The sequence below is a fragment of the Citrobacter sp. MGH100 genome, from assembly GCF_001034465.1.
Taxonomy (GTDB): domain Bacteria; phylum Pseudomonadota; class Gammaproteobacteria; order Enterobacterales; family Enterobacteriaceae; genus Citrobacter; species Citrobacter youngae.
In genome coordinates this window covers 294,033-310,988 of the sequence record NZ_KQ089800.1, presented here as the reverse complement: position 1 = coordinate 310,988, position 16,956 = coordinate 294,033, and the positions used below count along the sequence as shown (strand labels likewise).

At 52.7% G+C, this 16,956-nt stretch carries 14 protein-coding genes; 2 read left to right on the top strand and 12 right to left on the bottom strand.

Annotated features, from left to right (window positions below; genetic code table 11):
* Positions 1-8 precede the first annotated feature (8 nt).
* The 9 genes from nuoI to lrhA all read right to left on the bottom strand — a co-directional run bounded on the left by nuoI (position 9) and on the right by lrhA (position 10,861).
* A complete protein-coding gene (gene nuoI / locus SK32_RS01475) occupies positions 9-551 on the bottom strand; it encodes an NADH-quinone oxidoreductase subunit NuoI (protein ID WP_003028062.1) in 543 nt (180 codons plus the stop codon).
* 14 nt (positions 552-565) lie between these two features.
* Positions 566-1,543 carry an NADH-quinone oxidoreductase subunit NuoH gene (gene nuoH / locus SK32_RS01470; RefSeq protein WP_003028063.1) on the bottom strand — a complete coding sequence of 326 codons (978 nt, stop codon included), beginning with the start codon at positions 1,541-1,543 and terminating at the stop codon, positions 566-568.
* Positions 1,540-4,266: an NADH-quinone oxidoreductase subunit NuoG gene (gene nuoG / locus SK32_RS01465; protein WP_048212556.1), complete on the bottom strand. Its 2,727-nt coding sequence runs from the start codon at positions 4,264-4,266 to the stop codon at positions 1,540-1,542. Before nuoG ends, nuoH begins: the two co-directional genes overlap by 4 nt.
* A 183-nt stretch (positions 4,267-4,449) precedes the next feature.
* Positions 4,450-5,787 carry an NADH-quinone oxidoreductase subunit NuoF gene (nuoF, locus tag SK32_RS01460; RefSeq protein ID WP_005129472.1) on the bottom strand — a complete coding sequence of 446 codons (1,338 nt, stop codon included), beginning with the start codon at positions 5,785-5,787 and terminating at the stop codon, positions 4,450-4,452.
* Positions 5,784-6,284 carry an NADH-quinone oxidoreductase subunit NuoE gene (gene nuoE / locus SK32_RS01455; RefSeq protein WP_003028069.1) on the bottom strand — a complete coding sequence of 167 codons (501 nt, stop codon included), beginning with the start codon at positions 6,282-6,284 and terminating at the stop codon, positions 5,784-5,786. Before nuoE ends, nuoF begins: the two co-directional genes overlap by 4 nt.
* Positions 6,285-6,286: 2 nt before the next feature.
* Positions 6,287-8,089, bottom strand: a complete 1,803-nt coding sequence (nuoC, locus tag SK32_RS01450; protein WP_075551358.1) for an NADH-quinone oxidoreductase subunit C/D — start codon at positions 8,087-8,089, stop codon at positions 6,287-6,289.
* Positions 8,090-8,174: 85 nt separating this feature from the next.
* Positions 8,175-8,837: an NADH-quinone oxidoreductase subunit NuoB gene (nuoB, locus tag SK32_RS01445; protein WP_003028075.1), complete on the bottom strand. Its 663-nt coding sequence runs from the start codon at positions 8,835-8,837 to the stop codon at positions 8,175-8,177.
* A 15-nt stretch (positions 8,838-8,852) separates the two neighbouring features.
* Positions 8,853-9,296 carry an NADH-quinone oxidoreductase subunit NuoA gene (gene nuoA / locus SK32_RS01440; protein WP_040230134.1) on the bottom strand — a complete coding sequence of 148 codons (444 nt, stop codon included), beginning with the start codon at positions 9,294-9,296 and terminating at the stop codon, positions 8,853-8,855.
* 626 nt (positions 9,297-9,922) lie between these two features.
* Complete coding sequence (lrhA, locus tag SK32_RS01435; protein WP_005129482.1) at positions 9,923-10,861, bottom strand: transcriptional regulator LrhA; 939 nt, start codon at positions 10,859-10,861, stop codon at positions 9,923-9,925.
* Positions 10,862-11,787: 926 nt separating this feature from the next.
* Here lrhA and alaA point away from each other — a divergent pair.
* Positions 11,788-13,005 (top strand): alanine transaminase AlaA, encoded by a 1,218-nt coding sequence (alaA, locus tag SK32_RS01430; RefSeq protein ID WP_048211070.1) that lies wholly within the window; start codon positions 11,788-11,790, stop codon positions 13,003-13,005.
* A 97-nt stretch (positions 13,006-13,102) separates the two neighbouring features.
* Positions 13,103-13,702 (top strand): 5'-deoxynucleotidase, encoded by a 600-nt coding sequence (yfbR, locus tag SK32_RS01425; RefSeq protein WP_003028083.1) that lies wholly within the window; start codon positions 13,103-13,105, stop codon positions 13,700-13,702.
* A 101-nt stretch (positions 13,703-13,803) separates the two neighbouring features.
* On the opposite strand, the gene SK32_RS01420 is transcribed toward yfbR, so the two are convergent.
* From SK32_RS01420 to SK32_RS01410, 3 genes are all read right to left on the bottom strand, one after another.
* Positions 13,804-15,636, bottom strand: a complete 1,833-nt coding sequence (locus tag SK32_RS01420; protein ID WP_048211069.1) for an SLC13 family permease — start codon at positions 15,634-15,636, stop codon at positions 13,804-13,806.
* 77 nt (positions 15,637-15,713) lie between these two features.
* Positions 15,714-16,391 (bottom strand): sugar phosphatase, encoded by a 678-nt coding sequence (locus SK32_RS01415; RefSeq protein ID WP_086523398.1) that lies wholly within the window; start codon positions 16,389-16,391, stop codon positions 15,714-15,716.
* Positions 16,384-16,878 carry a YfbU family protein gene (locus tag SK32_RS01410; RefSeq protein ID WP_003028086.1) on the bottom strand — a complete coding sequence of 165 codons (495 nt, stop codon included), beginning with the start codon at positions 16,876-16,878 and terminating at the stop codon, positions 16,384-16,386. The genes SK32_RS01415 and SK32_RS01410 overlap by 8 nt, the downstream gene beginning before the upstream one ends.
* Positions 16,879-16,956: the final 78 nt, after the last annotated feature.

Below are 16,956 nucleotides of genomic sequence, written 5' to 3'. Positions count from 1 at the left end.
CCCTCTCCTTACGGTAACAGGCTCTTGACGTCGATAGGCTTAGCTTCGTTCTCTGCTTCGCCCTTATCTTTGCCGTCGATTGCCATACCTGCCATCCGGTAGAAGTTATATTCCGGGTATTTGCCCGGACCGGAGATCAGCAGATCCTCTTTCTCGTAAACCAGGTCCTGGCGCTTGTACTCACCCAGCTCGAAATCTGGAGTCAGCTGAATAGCCGTTGTCGGACAGGCTTCTTCACACAGGCCGCAGAAAATGCAGCGTGAGAAGTTAATGCGGAAAAACTCCGGATACCAGCGGCCATCTTTGGTCTCTGCTTTTTGCAAAGAGATACAGCCTACCGGACACGCTACCGCACACAGGTTACAGGCAACGCAGCGCTCTTCACCGTCAGGATCACGTGTCAGAACGATACGACCACGAAAACGGGGCGGTAGATAGACCGGCTCTTCCGGGTACATCTGCGTTTCGCGTTTCGCGAACGCATGCAGGCCGATCATCCAGATACTGCGTACCTGGGTGCCGAAACCTACGAACAATTCTTTTAAGGTCATGGTCTTTGTGTCCCTTATTGCGCCTGCCAGAGAATGACAGCCGCCGTTACCAGCAAGTTGACGAGCGTCAGCGGCAGACAGACTTTCCAGCCGAAGGACATTACCTGGTCATAACGAGGACGCGGTAACGACGCACGAATCAAAATGAACATCATCATGAAGAACGCGGTTTTCAGCGCGAACCAGACGAATGGTGGTAAGAACGGGCCATGCCAGCCACCGAAGAACAGGGTAACCATCAGCGCAGAAATGGTGACGATACCGATGTACTCACCCACGAAGAACAGACCGAATTTCATACCGGAATATTCAATGTGGTAACCGTCGGCCAGTTCCTGCTCGGCTTCTGGCTGGTCAAACGGGTGACGGTGACACACCGCCACGCCCGCGATGGCAAAGGTGACAAAACCAAAGAACTGCGGAATAACGTTCCAGATATCAGCCTGGTTGTTGACGATGTCGGTCATGTTAAATGAACCGGCCTGCGCCACCACGCCCATCAGGGAAAGTCCGAGGAACACTTCGTAGCTCAGCGTCTGCGCAGACGCACGCATCGCACCGAGCAGGGAGTATTTGTTGTTACTGGACCAGCCGGCGAACAGCACCGCGTAGACCGCGAGGCCTGCCATCATCAGGAAGAACAGGATCCCGATGTTCAGGTCGGCCACTACCCAGTTCGGACTCACCGGCACGATGGCGAAAGCCAGCAGCAGCGAGGTGAAGGCGATCATCGGTGCCAGGGTAAAGATGACGCGATCCGAGAATTTCGGGATCCAGTCTTCTTTAAAGAACATCTTGATCATGTCCGCAACCAGCTGGAGCGAACCGCCCCAGCCAACACGGTTCGGTCCGTAACGGTTCTGGAACAGACCCAGCAGACGACGTTCGCCAAAGCTCATGAATGCCCCGCAGGTGACCACCACCAGCAGGATCACCACCGCTTTGAGAATGCTCAGCAGGATCTCAATCAGATCGGGTGTAATCCAACTCATTGTTGTGCCTCCTGCAGATCCTCAAGACGCGCACCTGCCAGAACCGGCGCGATGCCAGGCATGCCCATCGGCAAACCAACCTGCCCTGCCGTTAATCCTTCAGCGATTTCAACCGGCAGCGTAACCGTGTTGCCATCGTAGCTGAAAGAAACGCGCGTACCGGCATTGACACCCAACTTCGCGGCATCCGCCGGGTTGAGCTTGATGTACGGCTGCGGCATACGGGTCTGGAAGACCGGCGCACGCTGGGACATTTCGTCACTACCAAACAGGTGATAGTACGGCGCGATACGCCACTGACCATCCTGAGCCTGGAAGCTCGCCGGAACGGTAGTGAAGTAATCCATACCATCCGCAGAAGCTTCGATCAGGCGCACGCCCGGATCGCCATGACGCAGTTTACCGCCCACTTCATCCTGGAACTTGTTCCACGCCTGTGGGGAGTTCCAGCCCGGAGCCCAGGCAAACGGAATTTGTGAACGCGGCGCAGACGGCTGGTTGTTGCCTTCCATCGAGAAAGCGAACATGGTGTCTTTGTCCTGCGGCTGGCGCGGTTCGTGTACGCTGATGTTGGCGCGCATTGCGGTACGCCCACTGTAGCGGTGCGGTTCACGAGCCAGCTTCTGTCCACGGATACGGAAGCTTGCATCCGGCGCGGCATCTTTAATGCCCGCCAACTGCGGCAACTTCTCCACGACCGCGTCGATAACGTGGTCGAGCTGCGTCCAGTCCACTTCACGACTCTGCACGGTGCTGTGCAGCGAGTGCAGCCAGCGCCAGCTTTCCAGCATTACGGTGTTGCTGTCGTAGTAGGATGGGTCATAGACCTGGAAGAAACGCTGGGCGCGGCCTTCGTTGTTAATCACCGTACCATCGCTTTCGGCGAAGCTTGCAGCGGAAAGCACCAGATGGGCGTTTTCCATAATTGCCGTACGCTGATGGTCAACAACCAGTACCAGCGGCGCTTTCGCCAGCGCGGCATCAACGCGGGCGGCTGAAGCATGGCGATGCAGGTCATTTTCCAGCACCACAACGGCGTCAGCGCGACCTGTTTCCAGCTCGGTCAGCGCATCGTCAAGAGAACCACCGCCCATCATGCCGAGGCCCATGCTGTTAACAGAGCGAGCAATCATGGTGATGCCGACATCTGCGCCACGGCCTTTCAGCGCCTTCGCCACGTTGGCAGCAGCCTGAATCACCTCAGCGCTACCGGCGTTGGTGCCGGAAATAATCAGTGGTTTCTTCGCCCCGGCCAGTGCCTGAACGATAACGTCAATTTTGTTCTGCAGGTCACGGTCGATACCGTCAACCGCCGGCGCGTTGTTATCCAGCGCGTGGGCGATAGCGAAACCTAAACGCGCCTGATCTTCAACCGGTGCACGATAGGTCCAAGCGGCGATATCATCCAGGCGGGTGTTATCGACGTTGGTAACGAACAACGGATGCTTGGCACGCTGGCCGATGTTAAGGATTGCTGCGATCTGCCAGTCAGCCACTTTCTGTGCCGCCGCCATTTCACGCGCTTTACCTTTCACCGCCTGACGCACTGCCAGCGCAACGCGTGCGCCGGTCTGGGTGACATCTTCGCCCAGCACCAGAACCGCATCATAAGATTCGATTTCGCGCAGTGCCGGCGTATGAATCCCGCCGTCACGCAGCACGCTCAGTGCCAGTTGCAGACGTTCCTGCTCACCCTGGGCGATACCGGTATAGAAGTTATCCGCACCGACCAGTTCACGCAGCGCGAAGTTACTTTCAACGCTGGCGCGCGGGGAGCCGATACCAATCACTTTCTTCGACTGACGCAGAATATCTGCCGCGCCCTGCATCGCCTGCTCGGCGTTCAGCGTGATCAGGTCATCGCCACGACGCTGTACTGGCTGACGCGGACGGTCTTTCAGGTTCACGTAACCATAGCCGAAACGACCACGGTCGCAGAGGAAGTAGTGGTTAACGGTACCGTTGTAGCGGTTTTCGATACGACGCAGTTCACCGTAGCGCTCGCCCGGGCTGGTGTTACAGCCGATGGAACACTGCTGGCAGATGCTCGGCGCAAACTGCATGTCCCATTTACGGTTATAACGCTCGGAGTGCGTTTTGTCGGTAAACACGCCGGTCGGACAAATTTCTACCAGGTTACCGGAGAATTCGCTCTCAAGCGTACCGTCTTCCGGACGACCGAAGTAGACGTTGTCATGTGCGCCATACACGCCCAGATCCGTGCCATCGGCGTAATCTTTGTAGTAACGCACGCAGCGATAGCAGGCGATGCAGCGGTTCATTTCGTGAGAGATGAACGGCCCCAAATCCTGGTTGCGGTGTGTACGCTTCGTGAAGCGGTAGCGACGGAAGCTATGACCAGTCATGACGGTCATATCCTGAAGGTGGCAGTTACCGCCCTCTTCGCAGACCGGGCAGTCGTGCGGGTGGTTGGTCATCAACCACTCGACGACGCTTTCGCGGAACTGCTTCGCTTCTTCGTCATCAATAGAAATAAAGGTACCTTCGGTGGCCGGTGTCATACAAGACATCACCAGGCGACCACGCGTGTCTTCCGCGTTCTGATATTGCTTCACCGCACACTGGCGGCAAGCACCGACGCTGCCCAGCGCCGGGTGCCAGCAAAAGTATGGAATATCAAGGCCGAGAGACAGACAAGCTTCCAGCAGGTTGTCCGCTCCATTGACCTCATATTCTTTGCCGTCTACATGAATCGTAGCCATAGTCAGCATGCTTCCAGTTGGCTCGGTCAGTGACCAAGCGTTAATCGAATTTCTTTTCCGCTTTATCCTTCAAGCTGCCTCGGCGTTGGCTTCCCTCGCTCACCCCAGTCACTTACTTTAGTAAGCTCAGGGGTTCTCTCGGTTGCCGCCTTGACGCATCTTGAATGCTTTCGCGTAAAACGTTTACCAGCGCTCTTTCAGCAGGTTCGGCTGAATACCACCAATAGCGTGGGTATTGCTGAAGGTCTGCTTAATGCCAGCTTCGAATTCTTCGCGGAAATATTTAATGGCGCTCTGTAGCGGTTCCACCGCACCCGGTGCGTGTGCACAGAAGGTTTTACCCGGGCCGAGGAAACGACACAGTTGCTCAAGTGTCTCGATATCCCCAGGCTGGCCTTCGCCACGCTCCAGCGCACGCAGAATTTTCACACTCCACGGCAGACCATCACGGCACGGCGTACACCAGCCACAGGACTCGCGGGCAAAGAACTCTTCGAGGTTACGCACCAGCCCAACCATGCCAATCTCGTGGTCAACCGCCATCGCCAGCGCGGTGCCCAGACGGCTACCGGCTTTACCAATGCTTTCGAATTCCATCGGCAGGTCGAGGTGTGCTTCAGTCAGGAAGTCAGTCCCCGCGCCGCCCGGCTGCCAGGCTTTGAACTTCAGACCATCGCGCATGCCGCCCGCGTAATCTTCGAGGATTTCACGCGCAGTAGTGCCGAACGGCAGCTCCCACAGTCCCGGATTCTTCACGCGACCAGAGAAGCCCATCAGTTTGGTGCCCGCGTCTTTGCTCTTCGAAATGTTCTGGTACCACTCCACGCCGTTTGCGAGGATAGCCGGTACGTTACACAGGGTTTCGACGTTGTTAACGCAGGTCGGTTTACCCCATGCACCAGAGCTTGCCGGGAACGGCGGCTTGGAGCGTGGGTTAGCACGGCGACCTTCGAGGGAGTTGATCAGCGCGGTTTCTTCACCGCAGATGTAACGCCCTGCCCCGGTGTGCACAAACAGTTCGAAATCGAAACCGGTGCCCATGATGTTTTTGCCAAGCAGACCGGCTTCGGTCGCTTCGGCAATCGCGCGGCGCAGATGCACAGCCGCTTCGATATATTCACCGCGCAGGAAGATGTAACCACGGTACGCTTTCAGCGCAAACGCGGAGATCAGCATGCCTTCCACCAGCAGGTGCGGCAGCTGTTCCATCAACAAGCGGTCTTTATAGGTGCCGGGTTCCATTTCATCGGCGTTACACAGCAGGTAACGGATGTTCATGGATTCGTCTTTCGGCATCAGGCTCCACTTCAGACCGGTGGAAAAGCCTGCGCCGCCGCGCCCTTTCAGGCCAGCGTCTTTTACCTGGTTGACGATTTCATCCGGTGACAGCCCGGTCAGGGCCTTACGCGCACCTTCATAACCGTTCTTGCTACGATATTCGTCCAGCCATACCGGCTGTTTGTCATCACGCAGACGCCAGGTCAGCGGATGCGTTTCGGGAGTACGGATAATGTCTTTCATTTATACCGCTCCAGCAGTTCGGGAATGCCTTCCGGGGTCAGATGAGCGTGAGTATCTTCATCGATCATCATATTCGGCCCCTTGTCGCAGTTCCCCAGGCAACAGGTCGGCAGCAGCGTAAAGCGACCATCAAAGGTCGTCTGCCCCGGCTTGATGTTGAGTTTTTTCTCAAGCGCAGCCTGGATCCCCTGGTAGCCATTGATATGGCACACGACGCTGTCGCAATAGCGGATCACGTGGCGACCGACCGGCTGACGGAAGATCTGGCTGTAGAATGTCGCAACACCTTCGACGTCGCTTGCCGGGATACCCAGCACGTCAGCGATCGCGTAGATCGCCCCATCCGGCACCCAGCCACGCTGCTTCTGAACGATTTTCAGCGCTTCAATGGACGCCGCACGCGGGTCTTCGTAGTGGTGCTTCTCGTGCTCAATCGCTTCACGCTCAGCCGCACTCAGCTCAAAAGCCTCGGTTTGTGGTTGTTGGTTCTCGTGCATAATTAGCGGTCCACATCTGACATAACAAAATCGATACTACCCAGATGGACGATCAGGTCGGACACCAGGCTGCCACGTACCGCTACCGGGATCTGCTGCAGGTGCGCATAGCTCGGGGTACGGATACGGGTACGATAACTCATGGTGCTGCCATCGCTGGTCAGGTAGTAACTGTTAATACCCTTGGTCGCTTCCACCATCTGGAAGGACTCGTTTGCCGGCATAACCGGTCCCCACGAAACCTGCAGGAAGTGGGTGATCAGGGTTTCGATATGTTGCAGCGTGCGCTCTTTCGGCGGCGGCGTCGTCAGCGGGTGATCCGCTTTGAACGGGCCTTCCGGCATGTTATTGAGGCACTGCTCAAGGATGCGCAGACTCTGGCGCAGCTCTTCAACTTTCAGCATCACGCGGGTATAGCAGTCGGATACACCACCGCCAACCGGGACTTCAAAGTCAAAGTTTTCGTAGCCAGAGTACGGACGCGCTTTACGCACGTCGAAATCAATACCGGTCGCACGCAGCGCAGCACCGGTACAGCCCCAGTCCAGCGCTTCTTTCTTGCCGTAAGCGGCAACGCCCTGCGAACGGCCTTTCAGGATGGTGTTACGCAGTGCGGCTTTCTCGTAAGAATCCAGACGTTTTGGCATCCAGTCGAGGAAATCACGCAGCAGTTTGTCCCAACCGCGCGGCAGATCGTGTGCCACACCGCCGATACGGAACCAGGCCGGGTGCATACGGAAACCGGTGATCGCTTCCACGACGTCGTAGATTTTCTGACGGTCGGTAAAGGCGAAAAATACCGGAGTCATCGCGCCGACGTCCTGAATGAACGTGGAGATGTACAGCAGGTGGCTGTTGATACGGAACAGTTCAGAGAGCATGACGCGAATCACGTTGACGCGATCCGGTACGGTAATACCCGCCAGCTTTTCGACTGCCAGCACGTACGGCATTTCGTTCACGCAGCCGCCGAGGTACTCGATACGGTCAGTGTACGGAATATAGCTGTGCCAGGACTGACGTTCGCCCATCTTTTCAGCGCCACGGTGGTGGTAGCCGATGTCAGGTACGCAGTCGACGATTTCTTCGCCATCAAGCTGCAGGACAATACGGAACGCACCATGGGAAGACGGGTGGTTAGGACCGAGGTTGAGGAACATAAAGTCCTCGTTTTCGGTGCTACGCTTCATGCCCCAGTCTTCAGGTTTGAAGGTCAGCGCTTCCATTTCCAGATCCTGTTTGGCTTTAGTCAGCTCAAACGGATCAAATTCGGTCGCACGCGCCGGGTAGTCTTTACGCAGCGGATGGCCTTCCCAGGTATGCGGCATCAGCAGACGCGTCAGGTGCGGGTGACCTTCGATGTCGATGCCAAACATTTCCCAGGTTTCACGCTCATACCAGTTGGCGTTCGGGAACAGTTTGGTGAAAGTCGGTACGCGCAGATCGTTTTCAGACAAAGCCACCTTGAGCATGATATCGCGATTGCGTTCAATGGAGATCAGGTGATAGAAAACGGAAAAATCCGCGGCGGGTAACCCTTCGCGGTGCGTACGCAGACGTTCGTCCATGCCGTGTAAGTCAAACAGCATGACGTAAGGTTTCGGCAGTCTCTTTAAGAAATCGCCAACTTCGAGTAACTGTTCACGCTTGACCCAGACAACGGGTACCCCAGTGCGAGTAGCCTGAACGGTAAAGGCATCCGGCCCAAAACGGTTGCGCAGTTCGCCAATGACCGGGTCATCAAGGTGATCCCGTGTTTGCCATACGGCGTCTTGCGCGGTTAAGTCGGTCATATTGTTCACCATTGCAAATGGTCCGTGGTGGTCGGCAGTGCTTCGCGCTATTTATGTAGTGGTAAGCGAAGGAAGTGCTGCTGCCGACAGGCGCAAATTAAATCTCGTCTGGTGTACGAAGATTCGTTACAGCAATACGTTCGCCGCGTTTACGCTCGCGTTCTGACTGCATATTGGCGCGATAAACGCCCTGATCGCCAACCACCCAGGAGAGCGGACGGCGTTCTTTGCCAATGGAATCTTGCAGCAGCATCAGTGCCTGCATGTACGCTTCTGGACGCGGTGGGCATCCCGGGATGTACACATCGACCGGAATAAATTTATCAACGCCCTGCACTACCGAGTAGATATCGTACATACCGCCGGAGTTGGCGCAGGCGCCCATGGAAATAACCCATTTCGGTTCCAGCATCTGATCGTAGAGGCGCTGAATAACCGGGGCCATTTTGGTAAAGCAGGTTCCGGCTACGACCATCAGGTCAGCCTGACGCGGCGATGCACGCAATACTTCTGCACCAAAACGGGCCACGTCATGCACGGCGGTAAACGAGGTCACCATCTCTACGTAGCAGCAGGAAAGGCCAAAGTTATATGGCCAAATTGAGTTTTTACGGCCCCAGTTAACCATGTCATGCAGTTTGCCCATGAACACGTTTTTGTTAACTTCCTGCTCCAGGGGGTCGGTTACGATCTCCTGTTTTTGCAGGGGGTAACGGTCGTTCTCACCGTTAGGATCTATGCGGGTGAGCGTATAATCCATCTTAATGCCTCGCGGTTAGCGTTGACGATTAGCGATACTGTTCGTTTCCGGGTTCATACGCTCGCGGCGTGAACGCGCGGGCGTCCAGTCCAGAGCGCCAATACGCACCAGATAAACCAGACCTGCCAGTAACACAAAAATAAAAATTGCAGCTTCCACAAAGCCAATCCAACCGCTTTCACGGATAGAGGTTGACCATGCGAACAGATACAGCGCTTCAACGTCGAAGATAACGAAGAACATGGCTACCAGATAAAACTTGGCAGACAGGCGCAAGCGGGCGGTGCCGACCGAGTCGATACCTGATTCAAACGGCACGTTTTTAGATCTCGCGCGCGCGCGACCACCTAAAAACCAGCCGCCGACGAGCATCAGGCAGCACAGGCCAATGGCGACAATAAGAAAGATAGCGAATGCCCAGTGATGAGCGATGACTTCAGTGGATGTTGACATACTCATTGCTTACTCATCAAAAGTAGCGCCAAATTCTCTGCTCTTTTCGGCAGATGAACGCCACATCGATTCATGGGGAGGAATAAAAAAAACCTTACAATCACTGTGAAAAATCATTTTAGACAGCTAATTGATGGGGTTTTTTACTCCTTTCTATAACCTTTTGTCAACTTTAACAAAAGTTTCCTCACATTATTTTACACAACTCCAACACCATTAACATAAAGTGCTATTTAGACCCATTTCGATCGCGTCATCGGTCATTTTTAATGTTGTTGAATCGTGTCCGTAGTGAAGTAAAAAAATGATACCCGTCTATTTTGACAGGAATTCACACAGATGCCTCCCCCTAAATGGGAGTATTTTCTTGATCTGTGACACGCTTTTGTTAATTCACCATAAAAAACAGCAACAATTTCTCTAGTTTTTTAACATGAAAATGAATAGCGCCTCGAGTGATTGTTTTTTGCACTATTTGTAGGTGATTTTTTTACCTACTGATTTTGTTAAGTTTTGGTATACAAAATGCCATCTCCGACCATTATTTGCATAAAAAAAGAGCCACTGGATGTTTTTTCATCACCAGCGACTCTTTTTTGCACTTACATTTTATAACGATTATTTATGGTACATCACTCAAAGTCGCCTTCGACAATCAGCGAATCGTCTCCCCCTTCAGGGGTAAACTGGTTGTATTGCCAGGGATTTTGATAGGTCTGCATCGACTTAAAGATCACCTGAGCCAGCTCATTTTGTGATGCAGGGTCGCAGCACAGCAAGTACTCCGTTTCCGGCAACGGTGGCAATCCGTCCGCCGCGCCCAGTACGCGTAAATCCGGGCTCATCATTTCTACAGGACGGGCAGTCACGCCCAACCCCGCCTTCACTGCCGCACGAACAGCCGCTAATGTTGAAGCAACATAGGCCAGACGCCACGGGATCTGTGCAGCGTTCAGCGTTGCCAGTACCATATCGCGGAACGGACTCGGATCATCCAGCAGCACCAGCGGCACCGGCTCACCTTTTTGTAAAATATATTCGGCCGCACAATACCAGTGCGTAGGTGAGGTACGCAGATTCAGACACTCAAAATCGCCTGGCCGGTTGGTTGTCACCACCAGATCAACGTCTTGTGACTTCAGCATATCCACCATGTAAGCGTTGCGTTTCACTCTGACATCCAGCGCAAGCTTCGGATAAACCGAACTTATCCGGTTCAGCAGAAAAGGAAGGATAGTATCCGCTGACTCATCAGAAGCGCCAATAGTTAACACTCCCTGAAGATTGTTAAACATCAATGATGAGCATGCCTCATCATTAAAACGCAATATTTTTCTGGCGTAACCCAGCAACTGAATCCCATGCTCGGTCAGTAGTTTGTTACGTCCATGGCGCGCGAACAACTCTTTCCCCACAAGTTGTTCGAGACGTTGCATTTGCTGACTCACCGCAGACTGAGTGCGACATACCGCAGCTGCCGCAGCCGCGAAGGTATTCAGATCGGCAACGGCAACGAAGGTTCTCAGCAGATCGAGATCGAGGTTAATTATCGGACGATTTGCATTTATCATAATTTTTCACTTACTCGCGGGTCATACCGGGTTAATGCTGTGCATTCAGAAACAAACAACTCCATTTGTAATGGGCCTCCCTCGCAGTTTCACCAGGTGTAACCAGGTGAAAATAAGGATGTATTTGCTTTAACAAACGAAACAATTCCCTTTCAGCGCTATATAATACCCGTGACACTCATCGGAATATAGCAACGAGAAAGAGTCATTTTTTTAGCTGTTGGATGATTCTGACTAATGGAAAACATGTAAATTTTGTAAATTTGAAAAATAGTTAACGAACACTAATTTACACATTAAAAACTAACTTTTCAGTATGTTAGAAACTCTTAACTAACATTAGAATTATCGCAAAACACAAGTTGCGTACCATTTCATGGGACTTATCTTAACCTAAAACCACTATATTTATAAGTGTTATCGCGAATTAATCGAAGCAAAAAGGTGATAACTCAGACTGGCAGTTTTCGTATTATTAACGCGTTCAATAAATACTGTTTAAATATTAAATAATAATTAATTAAGAATGCCACCATTCATTAATTATACTTAACAATAGATTCACACCGCGTCGTTGTCAGATCAGGCCGATAACAGTTTGTCAGGCTCAAACCTCAGTATTTTCGAATTGCGCAATACAGCAGATACTCCCGACCGCGCCCCGTTTTGCACATCTCACTATTTTTACCAAAACAAATCACCATACCCTAGCCGCCACATCGAAACATATAACCACAAAATCAAAAATATCAAGATTATAATTCTATATTAATTTCATTATTTAGTTATTAACAGTTAATTATAACATCGCAACTTTCGAAATCTTCTACTAAAGACCCTTCAAAACTCACCGTCGGGGGAGTACATTGTTCTGTGCTGACTTCCACGGCAGGGAGTGGCATTCACAGCTAAAAAGGTCAAGATTCATGTCCCCCATTGAAAAATCCAGCAAATTAGAAAATGTCTGTTATGACATTCGTGGCCCGGTTCTGAAGGAAGCAAAGCGCCTGGAAGAAGAAGGCAATAAAGTTCTGAAACTCAACATCGGCAACCCTGCGCCATTCGGGTTTGAAGCACCAGATGAAATTCTGGTCGATGTGATCCGCAATTTGCCTACCGCACAAGGGTATTGCGATTCAAAAGGTCTTTATTCAGCCCGCAAAGCGATCATGCAGCATTACCAGGCCCGCGGGATGCGCGATGTTACCGTGGAGGACATTTATATCGGTAACGGCGTTTCTGAATTAATCGTTCAGGCGATGCAGGCGTTGCTGAACAGTGGGGACGAAATGCTGGTTCCTGCACCTGATTACCCGCTGTGGACAGCGGCAGTATCGCTCTCTGGCGGTAATGCCGTGCACTACCTGTGTGATGAATCGTCAGACTGGTTCCCGGACCTTGATGATATTCGGGCAAAAATCACCCCGCGCACTCGTGGGATCGTCATCATTAACCCAAACAACCCTACCGGCGCCGTTTACTCTAAAGAGCTGCTGATGGAGATAGTTGAGATTGCTCGCCAGAACAACCTCATTATCTTTGCTGACGAGATTTATGACAAAATTCTCTATGATGATGCCGAGCATCACTCAATTGCGGCAATGGCCCCGGATCTGCTGACTATTACCTTCAATGGCCTGTCAAAAACTTATCGTGTTGCGGGGTTCCGCCAGGGTTGGATGGTACTGAACGGACCGAAGAAACATGCCAAAGGGTATATTGAAGGTCTTGAAATGTTGGCCTCCATGCGTTTATGCGCCAACGTTCCAGCGCAACACGCCATTCAAACCGCGCTGGGTGGATACCAGAGCATCAGCGAATTTATCATGCCAGGCGGACGTTTGTATGAACAGCGCAACCGGGCCTGGGAATTACTTAATGATATTCCGGGCGTCTCCTGCGTGAAGCCACGCGGCGCGCTGTATATGTTCCCGAAAATTGATGCCAAACGCTTCAATATTCACGACGACCAGAAGATGGTTCTCGACTTTCTGCTGCAGGAAAAAGTCCTGCTGGTTCAGGGAACGGCTTTCAACTGGCCGTGGCCGGATCATTTCCGTATCGTCACACTGCCGCGTATTGACGATATCGAAATGTCGCTAAGTAAATTAGAGCGCTTCCTGTCAGGCTATCACCAGTTGTAATTAAACAAAGGCTGTCGGACCAGTATGACGAGTATTTGCATCTGACAGCCTTCTCTGCGCACAATGACTCTTAGGTTGCCATCATATAAGGGTCGTTATGAAGCAGAGCCATTTTTTTGCCCACCTATCCCGTCTGAAGCTCATTAACCGCTGGCCGCTGATGCGCAACGTGCGCACCGAAAACGTGTCTGAACACAGTCTGCAGGTTGCCATGGTTGCTCATGCGCTGGCCGCGATCAAAAACCGTAAATTTGGTGGTCAGGTAAATGCTGAGCGTATTGCCCTGCTGGCGATGTATCACGATGCGTCAGAGGTGTTAACCGGCGATCTCCCTACCCCAGTGAAATATTTCAACTCGCAGATTGCTCAGGAATATAAAGCAATAGAGAAAATTGCCCAGCAAAAACTGGTCGATATGGTTCCCGACGAGTTGCGGGATATTTTTGCACCACTCATTGATGAACATGCCTTAAGTGAAGAAGAAAGATCGATTGTTAAACAGGCAGATGCCCTGTGCGCGTATCTGAAGTGCCTGGAGGAACTCTCCGCCGGTAACAACGAATTTCTGCTGGCGAAAACGCGTCTGGAAAAAACGCTGGAGTCACGACGCAGCGAAGAGATGGACTACTTTATGGACGTGTTCGTCCCAAGCTTTCACCTCTCATTAGATGAAATCAGTCAGGATTCACCGCTTTAAGCGATTTTGCCGGATGGCGGCTAACGCCTTATCCGGCCTACAGGTAGCGTGATATCCGTAGGCCTGATAAGCGCATCGCCATCAGGCGTTTACTGCGGCGGTCAAAACGGGAACAGCATCGGGATCATCACCACGCACACTGCCATGACAATCACCGTAAACGGTACGCCAATCTTCACGAAGTCGCTAAAGCTGTAGTTACCCGGCCCCAACACCAGCGTGTTAACAGGTGAAGACACCGGTGTCATAAAGGCGGCAGAAGCCGCCATCGCAATCACCATCGCAAAAGGATACGGCGAAACGCCCATCGACTTTGCCGCCGCCAGCGCAATCGGCGCCATCAGCACCGCTGTTGCGGTATTCGAGATAAATAAACCAATGGTCGCACACAGGACAAACAGACAACCCAGCATCATGTACGGGCCATATCCCCCACCGACGTCCATGAGTCCTTTTACCACCAGATCGACACCGCCGGTCTTTTGTAAAGCCAGCGCAAAAGGCATCATCCCGACGATCAAGATAATGCTTGGCCAGTGGATCGCCTTATAGGCGCTCTCTGCATCAATACACCGGAATTTCCCCATCAGCAGGCAGGCGATAATTGCGGCCACCGTATTGGGTATTTCATCCGTCAGCATTAACGCAACCATCAGAACCAGGCAGAAAATCGCGTGCGGTGCCTGGCTGTGCGCCGGAGACGCTTCACTGACTTCGACCGGCATGTTCAACACCACAAAGTCGCGGCCTTTTTTACCCAACGATGTGATAAGTTTCCAGTTACCCACGACCAGAATGATATCGCCCATCAGCAACGGTTCATCCACTACCGCGCCGTCCATCGCCGTACCATCACGCTTCACCCCGACGACATTCAGGCCGTAACGCGTACGAAACGCGATTTCCCTTACCGTTTTACCGATTAATTCTGATTCCGGGATCAACGAAATCTCAGCCATCCCCACATCAAGCGCCTGTTCGGAAAAATACTCGCCGCGCAGCACCATCGGCTCCAGCAATTGTTCACTGCAGAATTCGCGCAGATCGACATCAGCGGCGGACATATCAATGAGCAAAACGTCACGGGCACGGAACTCAGAGACCCCATTAACGTCCACAATTACGCGCCGAAAGCGACGCCAGCGCTCAACACCAATCACGTTCGCCCCGTAGCGCTCACGCAGCTTCAGGTCGTCAAGACGCTGGCCAATCATCGGCGAGCCGGGACGAATAGCCAGGCGGCGGGCGCGCCCCGTCAGACGATACTCTTTGATAAGATCGCGAAAGGTCCGGCGTTTCCAGCCATCCCCCTGTTGCCCGGAGTCCTCACCTTTGAGCATAAAACGCATCAGCAGCATGTAAATGATGCCGAGCACCAGAACAACCAGCCCAAGCGGGGTCACGCTGAAAAAGCTGAAACCGTTGAGTCCCTCGCGCAGTAACTCACTGTTGACGACCAGGTTGGGCGGCGTCGCCACCAGCGTCATCATGCCGCTGATAAGCCCCGCGAAGCTAAGCGGCATCATCAGACGCGAGGGCGAGGTTTGCATGCGCATAGATACGCTTAAAACAACAGGAATAAAAATCGCGACTACGCCGGTGGAACTCATAAAGGCACCGAGCCCGGCGACGGTGATCATCAGCAAAACCAGCATTTTGACTTCACTACTGCCGGCCACCTTCACCAGCCATGCCCCCATCACCGTTGCCACCCCGGTACGCACCAGGCCGTCACCAATGATAAATAAAGCCGCAATCAAAATAACGTTAGGATCGCTGAAACCCGAAAAAGCCTCTGAGATGCTCAGTGTTCCACTCAGAACAAAGGCAATGATGACCAACAGAGCAACTGCATCCATACGCACTCTGCCAGTGGCAAACAAAACGACGGCAATCGCCAGCAATGAGAGAACCCATATCAATTCACCGTTCACAACATATCCTTGTTAAATGAGAGGGATGAGTCGATTCTGCCATAAAAAAGCCCCAACAATCTGGGGCTAAATCATGATCAGGTATTTCTTACTACGACCACATTTCCGTTGGGTTGCTTGGTCACGGAAATCTGTTCCAGACTGGTCAACGAAAAGTCGACCTCATCCAGACGCGGCGTGTCCGCAGGCGCATTGACCGCGATCACATGACACCCAGCCGCCAGTCCTGAAAGCACACCAGCGGGCGCATCTTCAACCACGGTACACTCTTGCGGTGCGAGACCCAGCAGTTGAGCGCCTAACAGATAAGCGTCTGGTTCTGGTTTCCCTCTTTTTACCCGTTCGGCGGTGACAAACACTTCAGGCGCGGGAAGCCCCGCGACACGATGGCGCGCTCGTGCGACTGGCATAGAACCGGAGGTCACAATCGCCCACGGAATACCCGCTTTATTGAGGTGGTTGAGCAACTCAACAGCCCCCGGCAGCGCGGTGATCCCAGCGGTTTCCGTCGCTTCGATCTGCTCAAGACGGGTGAACTCCGCAGCGATCTCAGCCTCAGATTTGCCCACCATAAAGTGTCGCAGAGAGGTAATGGCCTGCTTGCCATGAATAAAGCCGAGCACCTCGTCGTGATCGAGGCCAAAACGATCGGCCCAGTTGCACCACGCGCGTTCTACTGCGGGTAAGGAATCGACCAGCGTTCCATCCAGATCAAACAGAAAACCTTTGCACTGCACGCTCGCCCCCTCAGGCATTAATGATTTGGTTAATTTCATTCGCGCTCAGGTGATACTGGCGCGGGCAAGAGTGCCAGACGTTCAACATACGCTGATATTTTTCCCACATCGGGGTCTGGGCGTTGAAGCCATGCGTACCCGCATCAAAGTGGGTATAGCGACCTTCCACATTGACCATAAAGCGAACGTATCCGAGGAAACGGGCTTCCGTTGCGGCGTCAAAACCGAGGAAGGTCACGCGGCGTTCATCAATGGCCTGTGCATCCTTAAGATTAGTCCAGGACACATGTAATGCGTGATACATCTCCATAATATCGATAATCGTACGGCAGGTTTCTTCCGTCAGCTCACCAAACTCACGATCCAGCTCGCGCATCTGCAAACCGTAACCGCGTTCAATAATCGTCTGCAAACGACGATAACGCTCGGCGTTAGTGGGATCGAGCATAGTCATCATTTTGTACTGATTCGACAAAATCAGACGTTGAGCGTTGGTCATTTCCATTTGGGACTCCTGTATCACTACTACTGCGATGAAAAAAAAGAAGGCATCTTGTGCCTTCTTTTATATGCGTAATCAGGG

Coding starts and splice junctions, on each gene's coding strand:
- nuoI (WP_003028062.1), bottom strand. CDS start 551: ATGACCTTAAAAGAATTGTTCGTAGGTTTCGGCACCCAGGTACGCAGT.
- nuoH (WP_003028063.1), bottom strand. CDS start 1,543: ATGAGTTGGATTACACCCGATCTGATTGAGATCCTGCTGAGCATTCTC.
- nuoG (WP_048212556.1), bottom strand. CDS start 4,266: ATGGCTACGATTCATGTAGACGGCAAAGAATATGAGGTCAATGGAGCG.
- nuoF (WP_005129472.1), bottom strand. CDS start 5,787: ATGAAAGACATTATCCGTACTCCCGAAACGCATCCGCTGACCTGGCGT.
- nuoE (WP_003028069.1), bottom strand. CDS start 6,284: ATGCACGAGAACCAACAACCACAAACCGAGGCTTTTGAGCTGAGTGCG.
- nuoC (WP_075551358.1), bottom strand. CDS start 8,089: ATGGTGAACAATATGACCGACTTAACCGCGCAAGACGCCGTATGGCAA.
- nuoB (WP_003028075.1), bottom strand. CDS start 8,837: ATGGATTATACGCTCACCCGCATAGATCCTAACGGTGAGAACGACCGT.
- nuoA (WP_040230134.1), bottom strand. CDS start 9,296: ATGAGTATGTCAACATCCACTGAAGTCATCGCTCATCACTGGGCATTC.
- lrhA (WP_005129482.1), bottom strand. CDS start 10,861: ATGATAAATGCAAATCGTCCGATAATTAACCTCGATCTCGATCTGCTG.
- alaA (WP_048211070.1), top strand. CDS start 11,788: ATGTCCCCCATTGAAAAATCCAGCAAATTAGAAAATGTCTGTTATGAC.
- yfbR (WP_003028083.1), top strand. CDS start 13,103: ATGAAGCAGAGCCATTTTTTTGCCCACCTATCCCGTCTGAAGCTCATT.
- SK32_RS01415 (WP_086523398.1), bottom strand. CDS start 16,391: ATGCCTGAGGGGGCGAGCGTGCAGTGCAAAGGTTTTCTGTTTGATCTG.
- SK32_RS01410 (WP_003028086.1), bottom strand. CDS start 16,878: ATGGAAATGACCAACGCTCAACGTCTGATTTTGTCGAATCAGTACAAA.